The following is a 15,059-nucleotide window of genomic DNA, read 5'->3' as shown; positions in this document are numbered from 1 at the left end:
ACGCGGCGCTTCTGGTCGATGTTAGATGATGGTGACGACGGCCGGACCGCTCGACGGTCCCCTAATGCCGGAGCCATTGACGGGGACGGCGTAGTAGTCCCAAACGCCTTGTGGGGCGCACGAGACGGTTTCAGCGAAGAGTACAGTGTCGTCGAGGTCGCCCACGCCATCAGATGTGGCGAGAAGGTTATAGGCTGTGCTCGAGGCGATGGCCGTCAGCTTGTCCAGCCACGTTCCGTTCGCAGATCGGATAGTGCCCTGGACATTCGGTGAACTCAGCAACTGCGCACGGAAAGATCCTCCGGTGCGGGCGCTGATCGTGTAGGCACTACGGTAGACAATCCCCGCGGTAAAACTCAGTGCCTGTGATACGCCGGCCGATGTCCCGGCGGCGTGGTGAGCCTTCCCACCAGAGATGGTCCACCCTGTTCCCTTGCCCCATACCGTATCGGTGTCGAAGCCCGGATTGGCGAGCATGTTGGTCCGACTCGTATCGCCATCGGTGTAGGCGTAGGAATTTGACGACGTTACCGCGATCGGCGCGCCGACAGCGGTAGCGGTATCTGGGTCGAAGATATTACCGGTAGGTACGCGATAGAGCTGTACCGTCTTAACGTGAGTGTCGTTCCCGACCGCAAACGAAAATGCCGCATTACCAAGTCTGGGTGCGGAGCCCGTGAGCGTGAATGACGACAGTGCGACTGGCGGCGTCGGATCAGCCGTGGATACGACTTCCTCCGTGATCGACCAGTCGGAGTAAGCTCCGCGAGCGGTCGTAAATGCTACCTGCACTTCTAACAGTTGATCAGAAGGCACGACGTTGGTGTTCAGGTTGATGTAGCCCACGGAAGGGTCAGCGTCTGGGAATGCCTGCTCGACCCAGGCACCATGTGTACCCAGACCATCGATGTCCTTCACGCGATAGCGGACGTGCGGCGTCAAGCTTGCATTTTCAGGGTCGATGATGACGACGCGGATGTACACCGTTCCGTTCTTCGGCTTCGCCTGGACCAAGTTGATAACCGGCGTCGGGATCCCCGCCGCGTTCGGCGCCGATGGAACAGGAGGCTGGGCGCCCTCGTCTGTAGCTGGTGTCCATGCATCGATGTTTTCAGGGTGACCGACGATATCCATCGTGAAGCCGGCCGCCTTCGACAGCGCGAGGATGGACCTCCGGTTTTCCACTAGCTTGCCATTGAGCGAAGGCAGCCGCCTCGGTGTCTCCAATCGCACCCAGCGCGCGTAGACTGAGTTGATGCCCGAGAGGCGAACGTCGATCGAGCCTCTGGCCTTTTCTCGAAGGCGCAGCCAGTCTCGCTTCCCGAGCCGTCGAGCCTGGCGCCACTGATGCACCCACTGGTACTCTGCTTCGTCGGCCAGCACTCGCCCCGCCGTAAGCTGCGCCGCTGTGTCCTCGAAGTAGTCGGTATCTGACGTCGAGTAGTCCGTCGCCGGATAGGTGAACTTCGGGATGAGACGATTGATCTCGTCCTCGAAAAGCTGACCGTACTGCACATTGTGACCGACGATGTCGCCATCGGTCAGTGTCGCGCACCGGCTTTCACGGAACTTGCCGACCGTCAGAATACGGGCACCGTCGCCCCGGCTAACCAGGTGTCCGTCGCAGGTGGCTAGGATGGCATTCAACCCGGCTTTCGGGCCGTTCTCGGTCGTGTCCGTGCCATTGCACTGGTAGCGCTTCTCTGTGCCGCCGCCAGCGAGAGGAACGTCCTCGTCGCAGATGTCAGCCTCTTCCTTCCAGAGGTCGATGACTGGGAGTAGTGCCTTTTGATAGTCGAGGCCGAAACCGAATTCGTTGAAGCAGAGGTGCCAGGCGCAGATGAGTGCGCTGTTGCGGGTCCACAGCCAAGTGGCCGGGTTAGCCGGATCTTGCGCCGGATCGCGGAAGTCCCAACACAGCGCGCCGTCAATCTCGACAGAGAGTTGCGGGACACCATACGGAAACCGCTTGTTCTGGTCCTTCTGTCGGGTCGCGCCCGCGAACAGGCAAACCGAGGCCTGGCCGTCGCCGCGATGATCGTTCGTCCACAAGCCCTCTGACGAGAACTCGGCGACGGCATCGGCATAAGGCGTTTCGGTAGGCAAGCCCAGGCGGGACTGGATCTTGACGCTATTGTTCGCATAACGGCCGCCGCCTGGGGATGCGACAAAGCCACTTCCGTTGATCGTGACCTCGTCGTCATGAAGCCAATAGCGATTGAACGACTTGATACGATGCCCAGCGATGGCCTGCACCGCGAAGAGACGATGCCCCTTCGACTCCCAGAGCATGTAAGCCCCAGCGAGCCGGGTACGGCCGACGGCCCAGATCCTATAGGGGATCGGCTGCGCAAGCGGCACCTTAAGGGCCTCGGGCTTCGGAGGCTTGGGCGCCATCAACATCTGAAGGCCGATCGTCAGCGCCGTCGTCGTGATTGCGGTGGCGACCGAGGCCGCGAACGACGCCGCGCCCGCGCTGAAGCCGATGCTGGTGAACAGCGAGGTAAAAAGCGGCGTGAAGATCGGATCATGGCAGACCGGCGGCGTGTAGAGCGAAGTGCAGCTGTGCCGCGCGATCTGCTCGACGCGCCGGACGATCTCAGCCGACGGCATGTCTTCGTAGCGGTGGCGAAGGATCATGCCGGCATTCTCCAAATCGCAACGGCTTCAAGCTTCTTCGCCGTGACGCCAGACGGCGCGAGCGTTGCCCAGAGAGGGCCGAAGGCTATAGCGCCGACCTCGACGAGAGAACCGTCGATGCCAGACGGCGCGACAACGACGCCAATGTCTCCGTCATGCGCCTCGTTGACGGGTACAAAGCCGAGCGCTTCGAGGCGCCCACCGAAGAGCGCCACAAGCCCGCCTTCCCGCTCGATGATCGCGTGCGCGCTGTCGGCGTCCCGATACGAGCCGCGAAGCTCCTCAGCCGGGTCGATGCCAAGGCGTGCCGCCACCCAAGACGCGCAGAAGGTCGTGCAGTCGTCGCCATCCACCCCGCCCCACCTGAAACGGTGCTGGCAGGCTAGAAACTCGTGAATTTCCATCGATGTCAGTATCCCAAGGTCCAAGTGGGTTGGACGCCGCGGGCGAGACGCGCGGTCTCGTCGCAAAATTTATCGGTGGGCGATATCGCCTTCTGATGGGCCGACGACCAGAGCGACCGCGCAGCGCGCGATCGGGTTGCCTCGCCGGAAACGACGGACAGCGACAGCGTCACGGTCGGGCTCTGCCCTTCCTCGACCGGCGGGCTGATTTCGCCCGTATGCGAGGCGGTACCGTGCCAGATCGGGATGATCGCGCTCATCGGCTGGAAGTACCGATCGAGCGTCGTAAGGCCCATGTGGACGTCAGCGCCGCGCACTGGCGGCAGGCTGTCGATAGTCCGTGCCGCTGTCCCTGGATCGATCCCAGAAAGCGTGAACTCGACGCTATCGGCGGTACCGTTGACCAACACCTCGAGCGTGGGGACGCCGATCAGGCGGCCACCCCCAAGGTAGACAGTTCCGGTCGGGTCGATGCTGTCGAAGTTGGCCGGGATATCGTTGATCCCGAACCAGATATGCAGGCCTGGATCTGTGTCGATCCGGAGGAAGATGCCGAGTTGATGACTGCCCCGCATCTCTTCGACGATACTTGCGGGGACGAAGTCCATTCAGAACGCCTCCACAAACTGCAGCGTCGGCCGCGCTTGGTAGTTGCCTTCGTACTGCCAAGGCAAGGTGAACCCGCGTGGGAACTTCATGACGCACATCGGCCGAGCAAGCTCGACCCGGGTGCCTACGGTCACCGCTTCTCGCAGGGGCGGCGCAATCCCAAGCGTGTAGACCGGGTTTTCCTCCTCGGTCTTGTTGATGACGTCCCAGTAGCGATAAGCGCGCCAGCCTTTCGTTGGGTGGTAGATCGAAAACCAATCCGACCAACGCAGCGGTCTCGCCGCGCCGTAGATGCGCATTTTGATGATGCCCGCGCCAAGACTGGCCGCCTCAGTGATCTCCCCGTAGACGGTAGCCTGGCTGTAGCCGGAACCATCCGAAAACAACGCCCCGTCGGAATGCGGGATGCCGGTAATGATCGGCCGGCGCTTGCCGTCGATAATGGGAAATGGCCCGATCCCGTCGTTGATGATTGGAACGTTGATGAAGCGGAACGAGCCGTTCAGCCGGGCCCCAAGCCAATTAATGACCTCGTGCCGCTCCGGATCGTCCGCCTGCAATACGCAACGGTCATAGGTGCACGTGACCATGCCACCGCCGCTGGTATCGATGCTGATGGATCCCCCGAGACCGTTGACGCCACCATCCAGGCCGGCGCCCGGAACATCGAAGCTGGCCGCCGTTGGCCGGAGATACATGATCGGCGCTGTGGGCTGACCGGTGTAGACTGCCATCGATCAACCTTTCTGCGAGGTGTAGCGTCGCTGTGTGTTGCCGAAGCCGACGCGGCGCTGCTGCTCGTCATACTGCGACAGACCTTGGCTCACGCCCTGCTGTACGAGCGAACGGACATGATCATCGCCGTTGGCGCCGATGATGTGGACGTTGAGCGTCCCTGCCCCTGACGGGCCTGACTGCCGCCCATTGTCGTTCAGCGCCTGCATGAGCTTGTGGTTGCTCATGACACCCGAGCCTTGCGGCAGGTTCAGCAGTTCTGGCCCGCGCTCGCCGACGATCGAGAGGCCGCCGGGCGCGTTGTTCGTGCCGTTGGCGTAGAGGCCGATGCCGCCACTCATCCAAGCGCTGGCGAACTGCCCCGACGAAGCGAAGATGCTGCGGCCGATGCCAGACAGCGACGACAGCAGCCCGCCGCCGCCACCGCCTGCGCCTGAGGCGAGCGTGGTGCCCAGCTGGCCCAAACCGTTGCCGAACTGGCTGAGGTTGCCGCTGGCCTTCTCAAGGGCGCCGTTGAACTTGGAGACGTAGGCGTTTCCTGTCGTGCCGAGGACATCAGCACCCATCCCACCCTTGCCCACCGAGCCCGGTCCACCGAACCACGCCTGCGCAGCGCCGGACGCACCGTACTTGTCGACATAGCCGCCGAAGCGATGGTTGAAGATCGCATCCTGCGCGCCTTTGTCGGTCAGGAACTCCGAAGCGGACATCGTGCGTCCGAGCGCAGCTTGCGACCAGGGCCTGATGTTGTTGCCCATGACCTGATACGCGCCATAGGCACGATCACCGTTGCGCGTGACCGGGCCGAGGGCGCCATAGTTGCCGCTGCTCTCGATCGACTGGATCGCCTTGGCATAGGCGGAGATGCCGCCCGCAGAGCGATTGTCGTTCGCAGCGCCGCTATAGCCGAGAAGCGACCCGAGCGTGGTCGTTGCACCGGAGACGCCGGACGTGGCCAACCCAGACGACGAAGAAAGCGACGTGCCGCCGAACATAGCGTTTACGAGCGAGTTGGTGAGGCGCTCGATCGCTTGATCGCTGGCCTTCGCCAAAGCGTTGATCAGCGCGTTCTTGATCGCATCGCCTAGGGCCTCGCCGATATCACCGCCGCTGGACAGCAGGCCGTCTCGTAGATCGGTGATGAAGCCACCGATGAATTCCTTGTTCTGCTCTCGCCGCAGCTGACCACGGATGGCGTTCGCCTCAGGCGAATTGAGGTTCTCATCGAAGCCGTAACGGGTGAGCGTGCTCGCGACCTGTCGGTCCATCGCACTGCGCTCGCCCTGGCGCTCCTGAAACGACATGTCGAGCCAGAAGTCGGCCTTTGCGTCCTGCGCCTGGCGGTATGCCTTGGTGACGTCGTCGATCTTCTCTTTCTGCTCTTCGAGCTCGAAGAAGTTGGGGCGGCGACCCGGTACCGGGATATCCGTCAGGCGGCCATCGGAATTGAGGATGCGATCCGGATCCGGGTCGCCGCTAAGCTCGATGTTCGGGCGACGACCTGGCGTCGGAGCGTTGAACGGCACGAAGTCGGCAGAACGGAAAGTCTTGCCGCCTTCTGTGAAGGTAGAGCCGCCGACAATGTCCTGGACGTTGGTCCCTCCCGCGATGCCTGCAATCCATGCGAGGCGCGCCTCGCGCGATGCCTCGATGCTCTTCCGGATCGACTGCGTAATGAGGTCGAATGCGTCGCGGAATTTCAAAACCGACTTCTCGCCGTAGCGGTCAATGGCCTCGGAGAGGACCATCTGCGCACGATTGTAGTCGGCAACTGATGCGGTGCCATCGTCAAGCCGCTCGCGCAAATCGCCAAAGGCCTGCGAGAAATCCCGAATAAAGGCCGGATCGGCGCCGATGCTGGTTAGTTCACGCCGCGCTTCCGAGAACTGCCGCCCGATGCCTTGCAGCTTCTCGCCGAGACCATCAAGCTCGCGGCCGGCGAGGATCTCAGACGCTTCCTTCCCCTGCGTGATCTTGTCGGCGCGATCGAGCTCGTCGACGTAGGCACGAAGCTGCGGTACCGCATCACCCCATAGGGTGGCGGCACGTCGGATGACGTCGTTCTGTTCTTCGAACAGCTTGCTCGTCTTCTCGGTCCCGCTCTCGGCGGTCGTGAAGTACTGGATCAGCGCAGCCGTGCCTGCGGTCAAACCGATCGTGATCAGCGATACCGGGCTGAGGAGCGACGTGAATGCGGCAGCCAATCCGGAGACCGGCCGCTCCATCGATCCGACGACCGACGCAAGCTGCGTGCCCTGCTGCAGGCCGATCATGAGCGGGTTCATGCCCATGGCCGCGGTGACGGCGATGTCCTGAAACTGGAAGGCAGCATTGGCCGAATTGAAGCTCTGGGCGCCGCCTCGATTGCTGTTGGCCGCCATGACGGCAGAGCCAGCGGCGGTGGCCGACGTCTTCAACCGCTCGAATGCCTGGCGCTCCCGATCGAGAGCAGCCGTCATCTCCTGTGCGGTGATGGCACCGAGTTTATGCGCCCGCTGGATCTCGCCGACGGTCGCCTCGTACTGCTGCGTTGCCTGGGCGAGTGGGCGGAACTTGAGCGTGAGGCGCTCGACCTCCATCCGGAACGCGCGGACGTGATCGTCTTGTGAGCCGAAGGAGCGGCCGAGGCTTTCGACCGGAGGCAACGCGCTGCGGGCATCTTCTCCTGCTCGTTTCAGCACGGTTCCGAGACCCGAAGCTTCCGCTTCAAGATTATCGACAGCCTGCCCGGTGCGGATGGCCGAGGCCGTCAACTTGTCGAGATCAGCGGCGGCGGACGCCGCCGGCGTGCTGTCGATCTTGAAACCAAGGGTCGCTTCGGTCACGGGCTATCTACTCTTGTTCGGGAAAAGCGCGTCGAAGAGGCGCGCCGTAAGGGGTCGCTCGGAGACTTTGGGCTTCTCGGGCTCAGCCTGCTCTTCAACCTTAGGCGCCATGACTTCGCGGCGCTTGATATCGAGAGCGAGGATCGCGTCGAGTTGCCACTGTTTGAGGACGAGGCCGCGAAGCCTCGCCCATTCTGCGATTGCCACAAAGCCGAGGGCGTTGGGCCCATATCCGTTGCCGGTGCGCTGCGCGTCGAGTTCCTGAAACCAGAACCAGACTTGCTGGCCGGCGGCAGGCACTACCAGCTTCTTGCCCTCATGCTGATCGACGATGAGTTGGCAGAGCCGGTCGATCAGCCTTTTGTAAAAGAGCTACGGCGCGCGGCCTTCGCCTCCACCTGGTCACGGATGATCTTGAACCGGGTGTAGAGGTTCCGGACGTTCTCTTCCGAGAAGGGAACGACCCTGCCGCCGATCTTCGGATCCGGGCTCCAATGCGTTGTTGCCTTCGCCAGGATGGCGATCAGGCGAGCATCCGCTTCGTCGGCCGGCGCCTCGCCGAGGTTCTCGCGCTCAGCCGCAGCCTTGGCGAACTCTGCGGCTACGTCGCGCATGGCCTTCTGCATGCGCTCGCTGTCCGGGCCGACGACGCCGATCTTCAAACCGATCGGCTCGCCCTTCTCGTTAACGACGATGATCTCGATGCCCGCTTCCTGAGATTGGACGAGGGCTTCGAGGCCAGAAAGGTCTACGAACTCAGCATCAGCCATTATGCACCACCAACCGGATTGACCGTGAGAACGGCGCTGTTGACCTCGACATTGCCCTGAAGCAGGCGTGCCGTGTTGGCGCCGCCGCCGTTCTCTTGCGCAGTCATGACGATCGCATAGAAGTACTTGAAGGTACCGGTCGGGACAGAGGTTGCGGTGTGGACGCCGTTCTGGGTGCCGGTCGTGGTGATGGCAGGACCACCCTTCGTCGCCGCGACCTGGAAGTCGTTGGCGCTCGGGTTGACCACGTAATAGGTGGTGCCAGCGACGAGGCCCGTCGGTAGCGCACCGGTCGTGGTGAATTTGACGCCGACGCCGGCAGCGAGGCCGTGAGCATTCCAAGAGATGACGCCCGGCGCCGCGATGGTCATCGTGACCGTGGCGGTCTTCGCTGGCGGTGCATCATCGAACGCAAGCTTGAAGGGGTAGTTGTAGTCGGTCTTTTCGGCGGCGATCAGCGCGATCTGGCCGAGGTCTTCCGGCAAGATAACGAAGTTGTTCTGCATCGAGCCGGCGTTGCGGGTGCCCTTGCCCTTCCAGTCGCGACCGGAAGAGATGATCGATTCGGTAATGAGTGCGGCGGCGTCGCCGATTGCGCCCATGGTCTGCCAGCCTTTGATCTCGGTGAAGACGGTGGACGAAAACAACGCCTCGTTGATGTCTGCGTCATCGGGCACGGTGGTGACGGCTGGTCCCATATAGATTTTGGCGCCGGCGACCGGATAGAGCTGACCCATGGTCGTTTCCTCTTTTCAGTGGGGCCCTTGCCGAAGGGGCGGGAGACGGCGGGCCAATCAGGCCGGAACTTGCGGGTAGCAACGCCACCGTGTGGTGATGGGGATGGTGTGGTGGGTGTCACCGGTGACGAGGACGCCGATTTCCGGATCCTCGTCGATGCGGACCTGCGTGTCGGTCCGGAAGAGCTTGGTACCGCGGCGGAAGTGCTCGCGCAGCTGGCCGGCGAGGTCGTAGCCGTTCACGATTGCCAGGCTCTTCGGCCACATGACGTTGGTTCGGAAGAAGCCTTGCCGGATCGGGTCCATGACCAGGGATAGGTCGGTCTCGATCGAGCGATTGAAATGCATCTCGCAGACGACGAACTTGCTGGTCGCCGTTGGTGCGAAGCTCTGCCCCGGCAGGACTACCGTGACGCCGGCTGGCGGGACAAACGCCTGCGCACGCTGCGCGAGCGCTTGATAGATTTTCATTTCCACCGTGTCGGCCATCTGTTACCTCTTCCCGTATGGCCGACAAAGTCCTGTCAGACATCGATGTGCATGAATTGCTGCATGAAGCGATCCTGCTCATGAGCAACAAAACCGTGCGCACCGAGACAGGGCGTCAGGTGCTCGCGGCTGCGATCCGAGATCTGGATATCCTTCAGAAGGCCCTGATCATCATGACCGAGGGCTCCGACCCGCTTCAAAACGACCGCGAACCTGCTCCTCCGCCCGCTTGACTGTCTGCGGCCAGTCCTGGGCGGCTGCTTCTACGAACCCGAAGCCCTGCTGATTGAAGACGCGACCGAGGCTGTCAGCCCCGACGAAGCCATGTTCCATGCGTGGGCCGTAGGCGGCCTGAAAGCCGAGATAGAGCGTCTCACCGATCGATAGGTCGGCAATCATGAGCTCGATCGATCCGGTGTTGTCCGGATACTGCTTCTCGCCCTGGTCGACCGTCGGCATAGCCGTGGTCGAGGCCATCAGCGAGTTCTTCAGGTTGCCTGTATCGAATGGCATCCGGCCGCCTTGCGCCGTGGTGATCCGGACGTCATTGGCGACCATCTGCGCGGCGGTGCGTAAGACGGCTGCCTCGCGCGCCTGCTCCTGCTTCACCCATTCTGAGACCTGAGCCGCAAAGGAAAGGTTCTCGGTGGCCATCAACGACCTCGTGAGCGGGCGTATTCCTCGGCGAAGTCGAAGTTGTATTCGACGTGGCAGCGGCAAGCGATGATCTCACCCGGGCCAGCGCCGAGGCTGGTATCGCCCGGAAATCGCATCAGCGCGCCCGACGGCGACTGAAACGGCACATCCATGCCGGTCACTTCCTCTCCATTCAGGACCTGGTGCGTGTGGCGGACGTGGCGGTCGCCGACAGAGCGCCAGCGGCGGGTGACCAGCATGGCATCCCTGCCCGACCGGTCCAGCCCCTGTTGATAGGCCTCATGCTTGGCGGCATGGACCGATGACTGCGTTTCGGTCCGCGCGATGGTCTCGCCACGGAACTGGACATAGCGGTCAGCGAGCCGCCCGGTGATCTTCGCGACGACGTCGGCCGGAAGTGGCTTGCCCTCTCGGATCGCCTTGGCGACCTGCCGATCGAACCGCTTATCCCGGCGCGTCAGCGTCAGGTAGTGCTTCATGCCCACGACCTCTCCCGACAGCAGCGCAGCGCGGGCATTCTCGACGGTGCGGGCCAGCTGCGACGTCAGCCCAATCAAACCGCCCTCTCGGCGCTGGGTGACCCGGTTGACGCGGCCGGCGAGATCCAGCGCAATCGTGCGCGGCCCCTGCCCTTGGGCATAGCCCGCGTGGATCGCCTCTCGGGCCATCTGTTTCGTATCTTCGGTGATGTGCGTGATCAGCTTCGATGACTGTTCTCGAATGATCTGCTCGGCGCGCTGGTTGCTGACGTCCCAACGGACGACGACGCGCGCGCCGGACGGATCGGAGAGGCGCGGCATGTTCTGGGTGACCAGAAGGCCACCGGCACTGAAAGCCTCGCGGATCGCCTCCGACAGGGGCCGGAAGGCAGCCGGATCGATGTGCAGCGCCGCGATGGCGCCCTCGATGTCCTGACGCTCCAAGCGCTCGACGACTTCCTTGAGCACGATCTCGGACTTGATTTCGTCGATTGCCTCGCGGAAAGCCTTCTCCATGTTCGGGGAAAGCCCGTCGATGAGAGCTTCGAGTTGTTGGCGGATAGATGCCACCGATCAGCCTCGCATCAACTGATCGCGGCGGGTCAATGCAAAGCTGGATCGTTGGAACTCGGTCATTGCTCGATTGACCTCCTTCTCAACAAGCCGGCGGATATGCGCGTCGCCGTCTACGCCGGTGACCGTCACGGTGACCTGCTGGGCTTGGCCGATAACGACGTCGGTCGCAGGCATGCCGGCAGGCTTCGGGAAGCCTTCGGATCGCTCGCCCACGAGGATAGCCGCGGGAGCGGCCACGGCACCACCAACGGCAAAGCCGAGAAATGAGCGCCGGTTCATTCCTTTGCTCCCTTTTCGGCCTTCGCCGGCTTCTCCTCGGGCATCTCTTCGGCGATGCCAAGATTGATCAGGCCCTTGGCGAACGACGAACCGACTTCGGTCTCGTCGATTACGTCGCCAACCTCGAAATGGGTGTATGCCTTCACGAAGCGGATTTTCATGTTGCTATCCTGTTGTTGAGATTGACGTTTGGCAGCCCGACAACGAAATTCGATTGACGAGAGCTCGAGGAAGAGACGCTTATGGAACTAGGGTTGCCGCCCAGGAACGTTGCGCAGATCAAGCGCCTGGCAATGGACGTTACAAAGCGTCATCGCAGGAAACTCTTCGTGGGCTGCGGCGTGCTGTTTCTCGTAGGCTACTGCCACGGATCGTTGACGACCAGTGTCACCGCCCTTCCCCGTTACGGCGCACTAGTCACGCTGCTAACGCTCTGGCACGCCTTCGTGCAGTTTCGATACATCACGATGTTTGAGCTCGCTGCGGAGCCGATTGCTATGGAGCTCGCCAAGGAGATCGGAAAGGAAGATCGGGCGCCCCAATTATTGGCAGGCTTGCGGGCCGGCATTCAACGTCGCTTCACCCTCGATCACCTCGCCGCCGCTTCTGCAGGAACTTTCGTTTGGGGCTTCGGTGATCTGTTGCCACTTGTCAGAATCTAACTAGCTATCCTGCCCTGCACGATGAAGACGACAGCGGTGATGCCGTCGTATTTATTCGGGTAGCCATTCACGATGGCGTAATCGGTACCGTTGGCAGTGACGACGTCGCCGACGGTCGGCTCGATCGCCAGCCCGACGGACGAGATGTAGATCTGCATGTCGCCGGTCTCGATCGTGGTGCCGTCGATGTAGCGGGCCTCGTAGGCCATCGGGACCAGCGTTGCCGGGTATGGCGAAGTCACGGGCTCGCCGCCGAGGACCGGGTCGGGCGGCGTCAAGCGCTTCACCGCGCCGGCCTGACCGAACTCCTCGATGAGCTCGTGAGCCATGGCCTGCATTTCGGTGTAGAACGTCATCAGAAACGATCCAGCGTGAAGGTGCCGCCCTTGCTGGTATCGGGCGTGAGAATGCAGCGAAGCGCATCCTCAACCGCCGTCAGCACCGGGCGAAGGCTCTCAAGTGTGATCGGCACGCCCTCTTCCGGGCTGAAGAACTCGCGCTCGATGTTCCCGATCTTCTGCCGCTTGACCGACTTGCCGAGCGTGAGCGTCGGCGTCGAGGAGCCAGGGGACAGCAGTTCGGCGAGCCCGAGCGCATAGGCCGCCGCCTCGACGTGGGGCGGCGTTTCATTTTCCGGGATCGGTTCATCAGCGCAGTGATCGACCGCACCAACGCGAGGCCATGCGCGATCCTGCGTGCGGTTCGCCTTCTTGCCGGGGAAGCGCGGGCCGTAGATGCCATCCAAGGCCTCCGATGCCCGTAGAAGCGCGGCCTCGCGCTGCGGGTCGGTGACCGTGCCAGCAGACCACGCCGCGTTGCCCCGGCCCTCATGATAAGCCAGCGCGCCGGCCAAGGTGCCGTAGAACATCACTTGTTCCGCTCTTCGCGGGCCAGGTCACGCAGTGCGGCGAGGTGTTCGATGCCGTCGTTCGGCTCGAACTCGACCTGCATCGCTTCGAGGTCAGCAGCGATCTCGCGACGGGCCAGGCCATTGGCAGCCTTTTCTTCCGAGATGGCTTCGGCGATCTTCGAGTTCAGCGTTTCGAGATCCCAGCCGTTGAACGGACGCTTGCCGACGACTTCGAGGTATCGGGCGCGGGCGGTGCTAAGGTCGTCGCCGTCAGCCGGCTTGGAGCCGCCGTCCTTGATGCCCTCGGCCTTGTCAGCCGCCGCCTCTTGCCGATCCGGATCGAAGCGGGCGTCAATGATCTTGAAGCCGGAGGCGAGCAGTTCGCGCTTGCGCTCGATCGAGACGGGGTGTGGCTCATAAACGATTTCACGTTGTTTCGTCATGTCTCTGTTCCTCAACGGAGAATGGAGACGAAGCGGGCCTGTAGCCCGCCCCGCTTCGGTTACTTGGTCGCGTCGCCGATGGTGATGACACCAGCGGTGTGCTTGATGTCGGTCGCGACCTTGTCCCAGTTCGAGCCGGTGGCGAGTTCCGCGTCGGTCGGCGACTTGCCGCCGTTGCCTTCGTCCCAGGTGTAGCCCTTGAGACCGAGGCCGAACGAATAGTCGACCTGCAGGGTGGTCTCGATGCGGGTCTGGCCGTTCTTCGTCTCGATGTTCGAGATGATGTCGCGGCTGTCCGAAACAGTGGCGGCGTTGGCCACCAGCGAGAGCACCTTGAGCTTGTTCGGCGTGCCAGCCTCGTACAGAGCCGGTGCGTCGGTAACGACGACCATCTTGCCGAGGATGTCGACGACGCGAACGTTGGCAGCCTGGAAAAGCTGCTGGGCGTTGCCGAGGTTGAGACCGATCAGCTTGTGATAGGCCGTGCCGTTCATCACCTGCGTGATGAGGTTGCCGGAATGGTCGCCGAACTTTGCGTGACCGTCGTTCATGGTGACGTAGCTGACACCGAGGGTGGCCGACACGTCATTGGTGGCACCGGCCTGGTTGCTGATCGCGGCTACAAGAGCCGAAACAGCGGTGTTGAGCTGGTCGCGAAGCAGCGCTTCGGCGAAGTTGCGGGACGCAACCTCGATGCCCTCGGCCGTCGGCTTGTCGAGCCAGGTCATCTGCGACGGCTCGTAGCGAACCGGGCCAAAGCCGCCGGCCACCTTGACGGACGAATGCTTGAGCTGCGTCAGGTCGGTGGCCGAGGCGCTGGCCTGGGCAGCGTAGCGATCGACGCGGCGCTGTGCCGAGTGGATGGCGGCGTAGAACGATTCCTGAAGGAAGTCGCCTTCGAAGCCTTCCGTGGTCAGGCGGATCGCGCCGCCGGAAGCCGCGTTGAACTTTTCGACCATCTGCGCGAGCGTCTCGATGGTGGCGGGCATGAAGTACTTATTGAAGACCTGCATCTGCGCGAGAGACATGGCCTGATCCTTTCTGTTTCCGTGATTTGGTTGGGAGGTGGATGCGGGCATTGCCCAGATGCCCGTCACCTCGTTGAGATCACGGGTTTGCGCCGGAATGGCGCGAATTGGTCAGGAGAGGTTAAGCCTCAAGCTCCGGGAACTTCGCCGCGATTGCCGCGGTGCGTGCCTTGGTATCGCCGCCGAAATCGCCCTTGGTCGTCTGCTGCTGGTGGCCGCCATCGTTGCCCTTCGCGTTGTCGCCCTTGGCAGGCGCCACGAAGGATTTGCCCTCGTCGCCGGCCGCCCAGCGCTTGACCGCTTCGGCGATGCCCATGGGGCCGAGCCCGATGTCCATCGATGCTTCGTCGGTGTCCATGGCGACACGCGGCTCCAGGAGCGCGCGAGCGGCTTTGACGAAGGACGGATTGGTGATCCCGGATGAGGACAGCGCATCCGTCAGCTCGGCGTTGATCTTCGCCTTCTTGCCCTTGGTGACTTCGCCTTCGTACTTGCCCTTCCAGTCGTCGCGCTCGCCCTCAAGGGTTTTGCGCAGTTCAACGAGCTGGCGTTGATGCGCGGCGTCGTCAGTCTTGCCGTCCTTCAGCTTCTTCCACGTTTCCGTGTCGAAATCGTCAGGCGCTGCCTTTTTCTTCGCGTCGGCGAGTTCGCCCTTGACGGTGGCAAGATCGGTTTTCGTGCGCTCATAGGCATTGGCGAGGGGAAGAACGTCGCGGTGACCGCGGACGCTGTCGGCGTCGGTATCGAGATGGAACTTGCCATCGGAATGCTCGACATAAAGTGTCTTCAGGGCCTCGTCGACAGTGTCGAGCGAGTCCAGAACGAGTTTCAGGGCCATTGGCCTTATCTCCTGTGTGTGGTGATTGTGGCCGGGTT

At 62.5% G+C, this 15,059-nt stretch carries 19 protein-coding genes; 1 reads left to right on the top strand and 18 read right to left on the bottom strand.

The window, feature by feature from the left end; genetic code table 11:
• Positions 1-21: 21 nt before the first annotated feature.
• The 13 genes from ASD63_RS27975 to ASD63_RS35795 all read right to left on the bottom strand — a co-directional run bounded on the left by ASD63_RS27975 (position 22) and on the right by ASD63_RS35795 (position 11,361).
• Positions 22-2,613 carry a hypothetical protein gene (locus ASD63_RS27975; protein WP_060530218.1) on the bottom strand — a complete coding sequence of 864 codons (2,592 nt, stop codon included), beginning with the start codon at positions 2,611-2,613 and terminating at the stop codon, positions 22-24.
• Positions 2,614-2,636: 23 nt separating this feature from the next.
• Complete coding sequence (locus ASD63_RS27970) at positions 2,637-3,044, bottom strand: hypothetical protein (RefSeq protein ID WP_060530084.1); 408 nt, start codon at positions 3,042-3,044, stop codon at positions 2,637-2,639.
• A 5-nt stretch (positions 3,045-3,049) separates the two neighbouring features.
• Positions 3,050-3,652, bottom strand: coding sequence for a hypothetical protein (locus ASD63_RS27965; RefSeq protein ID WP_060530083.1), 603 nt, complete (start codon positions 3,650-3,652; stop codon positions 3,050-3,052).
• The gene (locus tag ASD63_RS27960) at positions 3,653-4,387 is read right to left on the bottom strand and encodes a hypothetical protein (RefSeq protein ID WP_060530082.1); all 735 of its coding nucleotides are present in this window, start codon (positions 4,385-4,387) and stop codon (positions 3,653-3,655) included.
• Positions 4,388-4,390: 3 nt separating this feature from the next.
• Positions 4,391-7,213 (bottom strand): phage tail length tape measure family protein, encoded by a 2,823-nt coding sequence (locus ASD63_RS27955; protein ID WP_060530081.1) that lies wholly within the window; start codon positions 7,211-7,213, stop codon positions 4,391-4,393.
• Between the two features lie 3 nt (positions 7,214-7,216).
• Positions 7,217-7,513, bottom strand: coding sequence for a hypothetical protein (locus ASD63_RS27950; RefSeq protein ID WP_060530080.1), 297 nt, complete (start codon positions 7,511-7,513; stop codon positions 7,217-7,219).
• A 53-nt stretch (positions 7,514-7,566) separates the two neighbouring features.
• A complete protein-coding gene (locus ASD63_RS27945) occupies positions 7,567-7,983 on the bottom strand; it encodes a hypothetical protein (protein ID WP_060530079.1) in 417 nt (138 codons plus the stop codon).
• The gene (locus ASD63_RS27940; RefSeq protein WP_060530078.1) at positions 7,983-8,720 is read right to left on the bottom strand and encodes a hypothetical protein; all 738 of its coding nucleotides are present in this window, start codon (positions 8,718-8,720) and stop codon (positions 7,983-7,985) included. The genes ASD63_RS27945 and ASD63_RS27940 overlap by 1 nt, the downstream gene beginning before the upstream one ends.
• Before the next feature lie 57 nt (positions 8,721-8,777).
• Entirely contained in the window at positions 8,778-9,209 is a 432-nt protein-coding gene (locus tag ASD63_RS27935) for a phage tail terminator-like protein (RefSeq protein ID WP_060530077.1), read from the bottom strand.
• Positions 9,210-9,380: 171 nt separating this feature from the next.
• A complete protein-coding gene (locus ASD63_RS27930; RefSeq protein WP_060530076.1) occupies positions 9,381-9,863 on the bottom strand; it encodes a hypothetical protein in 483 nt (160 codons plus the stop codon).
• Positions 9,863-10,861, bottom strand: coding sequence for a phage minor head protein (locus tag ASD63_RS27925; RefSeq protein WP_060530075.1), 999 nt, complete (start codon positions 10,859-10,861; stop codon positions 9,863-9,865). The genes ASD63_RS27930 and ASD63_RS27925 overlap by 1 nt, the downstream gene beginning before the upstream one ends.
• 57 nt (positions 10,862-10,918) lie before the next feature.
• On the bottom strand, positions 10,919-11,200 hold the full coding sequence (locus ASD63_RS27920) for a hypothetical protein (protein WP_060530074.1): 282 nt from the start codon (positions 11,198-11,200) through the stop codon (positions 10,919-10,921).
• Entirely contained in the window at positions 11,197-11,361 is a 165-nt protein-coding gene (locus tag ASD63_RS35795; protein ID WP_200953544.1) for a hypothetical protein, read from the bottom strand. Before ASD63_RS35795 ends, ASD63_RS27920 begins: the two co-directional genes overlap by 4 nt.
• Before the next feature lie 81 nt (positions 11,362-11,442).
• On the opposite strand from ASD63_RS35795, the gene ASD63_RS27915 reads away from it, so the two are divergent.
• Positions 11,443-11,862, top strand: coding sequence for a hypothetical protein (locus ASD63_RS27915; protein WP_060530073.1), 420 nt, complete (start codon positions 11,443-11,445; stop codon positions 11,860-11,862).
• Here the strand turns inward: ASD63_RS27915 and ASD63_RS27910 are convergent.
• From ASD63_RS27910 to ASD63_RS36390, 5 genes are all read right to left on the bottom strand, one after another.
• Positions 11,859-12,218 carry a hypothetical protein gene (locus tag ASD63_RS27910; protein ID WP_060530072.1) on the bottom strand — a complete coding sequence of 120 codons (360 nt, stop codon included), beginning with the start codon at positions 12,216-12,218 and terminating at the stop codon, positions 11,859-11,861. The two genes, ASD63_RS27915 and ASD63_RS27910, sit on opposite strands and share 4 nt — an antisense overlap.
• Positions 12,218-12,730: a DnaT-like ssDNA-binding protein gene (locus tag ASD63_RS27905; protein WP_060530071.1), complete on the bottom strand. Its 513-nt coding sequence runs from the start codon at positions 12,728-12,730 to the stop codon at positions 12,218-12,220. The genes ASD63_RS27910 and ASD63_RS27905 overlap by 1 nt, the downstream gene beginning before the upstream one ends.
• Positions 12,730-13,155 carry a hypothetical protein gene (locus ASD63_RS27900; protein ID WP_060530070.1) on the bottom strand — a complete coding sequence of 142 codons (426 nt, stop codon included), beginning with the start codon at positions 13,153-13,155 and terminating at the stop codon, positions 12,730-12,732. The genes ASD63_RS27905 and ASD63_RS27900 overlap by 1 nt, the downstream gene beginning before the upstream one ends.
• A gap of 59 nt (positions 13,156-13,214) precedes the next feature.
• On the bottom strand, positions 13,215-14,183 hold the full coding sequence (locus ASD63_RS27895; protein ID WP_060530069.1) for a major capsid protein: 969 nt from the start codon (positions 14,181-14,183) through the stop codon (positions 13,215-13,217).
• A gap of 121 nt (positions 14,184-14,304) precedes the next feature.
• Complete coding sequence (locus ASD63_RS36390) at positions 14,305-15,021, bottom strand: hypothetical protein (protein WP_060530068.1); 717 nt, start codon at positions 15,019-15,021, stop codon at positions 14,305-14,307.
• Between the last annotated feature and the right edge of the window lie 38 nt (positions 15,022-15,059).

Origin of the sequence: Ensifer sp. Root558 (assembly GCF_001427045.1) — a bacterium.
Taxonomy (GTDB): Bacteria; Pseudomonadota; Alphaproteobacteria; order Rhizobiales; family Rhizobiaceae; genus Ensifer; species Ensifer adhaerens.
Note: the sequence above shows the minus strand (reverse complement) of the source record. Positions and strands in the feature narration are given on the sequence as shown.

Coding starts and splice junctions, on each gene's coding strand:
- ASD63_RS27975 (WP_060530218.1), bottom strand. CDS start 2,613: ATGCCGTCGGCTGAGATCGTCCGGCGCGTCGAGCAGATCGCGCGGCAC.
- ASD63_RS27970 (WP_060530084.1), bottom strand. CDS start 3,044: ATGGAAATTCACGAGTTTCTAGCCTGCCAGCACCGTTTCAGGTGGGGC.
- ASD63_RS27965 (WP_060530083.1), bottom strand. CDS start 3,652: ATGGACTTCGTCCCCGCAAGTATCGTCGAAGAGATGCGGGGCAGTCAT.
- ASD63_RS27960 (WP_060530082.1), bottom strand. CDS start 4,387: ATGGCAGTCTACACCGGTCAGCCCACAGCGCCGATCATGTATCTCCGG.
- ASD63_RS27945 (WP_060530079.1), bottom strand. CDS start 7,983: ATGGCTGATGCTGAGTTCGTAGACCTTTCTGGCCTCGAAGCCCTCGTC.
- ASD63_RS27940 (WP_060530078.1), bottom strand. CDS start 8,720: ATGGGTCAGCTCTATCCGGTCGCCGGCGCCAAAATCTATATGGGACCA.
- ASD63_RS27935 (WP_060530077.1), bottom strand. CDS start 9,209: ATGGCCGACACGGTGGAAATGAAAATCTATCAAGCGCTCGCGCAGCGT.
- ASD63_RS27930 (WP_060530076.1), bottom strand. CDS start 9,863: ATGGCCACCGAGAACCTTTCCTTTGCGGCTCAGGTCTCAGAATGGGTG.
- ASD63_RS27925 (WP_060530075.1), bottom strand. CDS start 10,861: ATGGAGAAGGCTTTCCGCGAGGCAATCGACGAAATCAAGTCCGAGATC.
- ASD63_RS27920 (WP_060530074.1), bottom strand. CDS start 11,200: ATGAACCGGCGCTCATTTCTCGGCTTTGCCGTTGGTGGTGCCGTGGCC.
- ASD63_RS35795 (WP_200953544.1), bottom strand. CDS start 11,361: ATGAAAATCCGCTTCGTGAAGGCATACACCCATTTCGAGGTTGGCGAC.
- ASD63_RS27915 (WP_060530073.1), top strand. CDS start 11,443: ATGGAACTAGGGTTGCCGCCCAGGAACGTTGCGCAGATCAAGCGCCTG.
- ASD63_RS27910 (WP_060530072.1), bottom strand. CDS start 12,218: ATGACGTTCTACACCGAAATGCAGGCCATGGCTCACGAGCTCATCGAG.
- ASD63_RS27905 (WP_060530071.1), bottom strand. CDS start 12,730: ATGTTCTACGGCACCTTGGCCGGCGCGCTGGCTTATCATGAGGGCCGG.
- ASD63_RS27900 (WP_060530070.1), bottom strand. CDS start 13,155: ATGACGAAACAACGTGAAATCGTTTATGAGCCACACCCCGTCTCGATC.
- ASD63_RS27895 (WP_060530069.1), bottom strand. CDS start 14,183: ATGTCTCTCGCGCAGATGCAGGTCTTCAATAAGTACTTCATGCCCGCC.
- ASD63_RS36390 (WP_060530068.1), bottom strand. CDS start 15,021: ATGGCCCTGAAACTCGTTCTGGACTCGCTCGACACTGTCGACGAGGCC.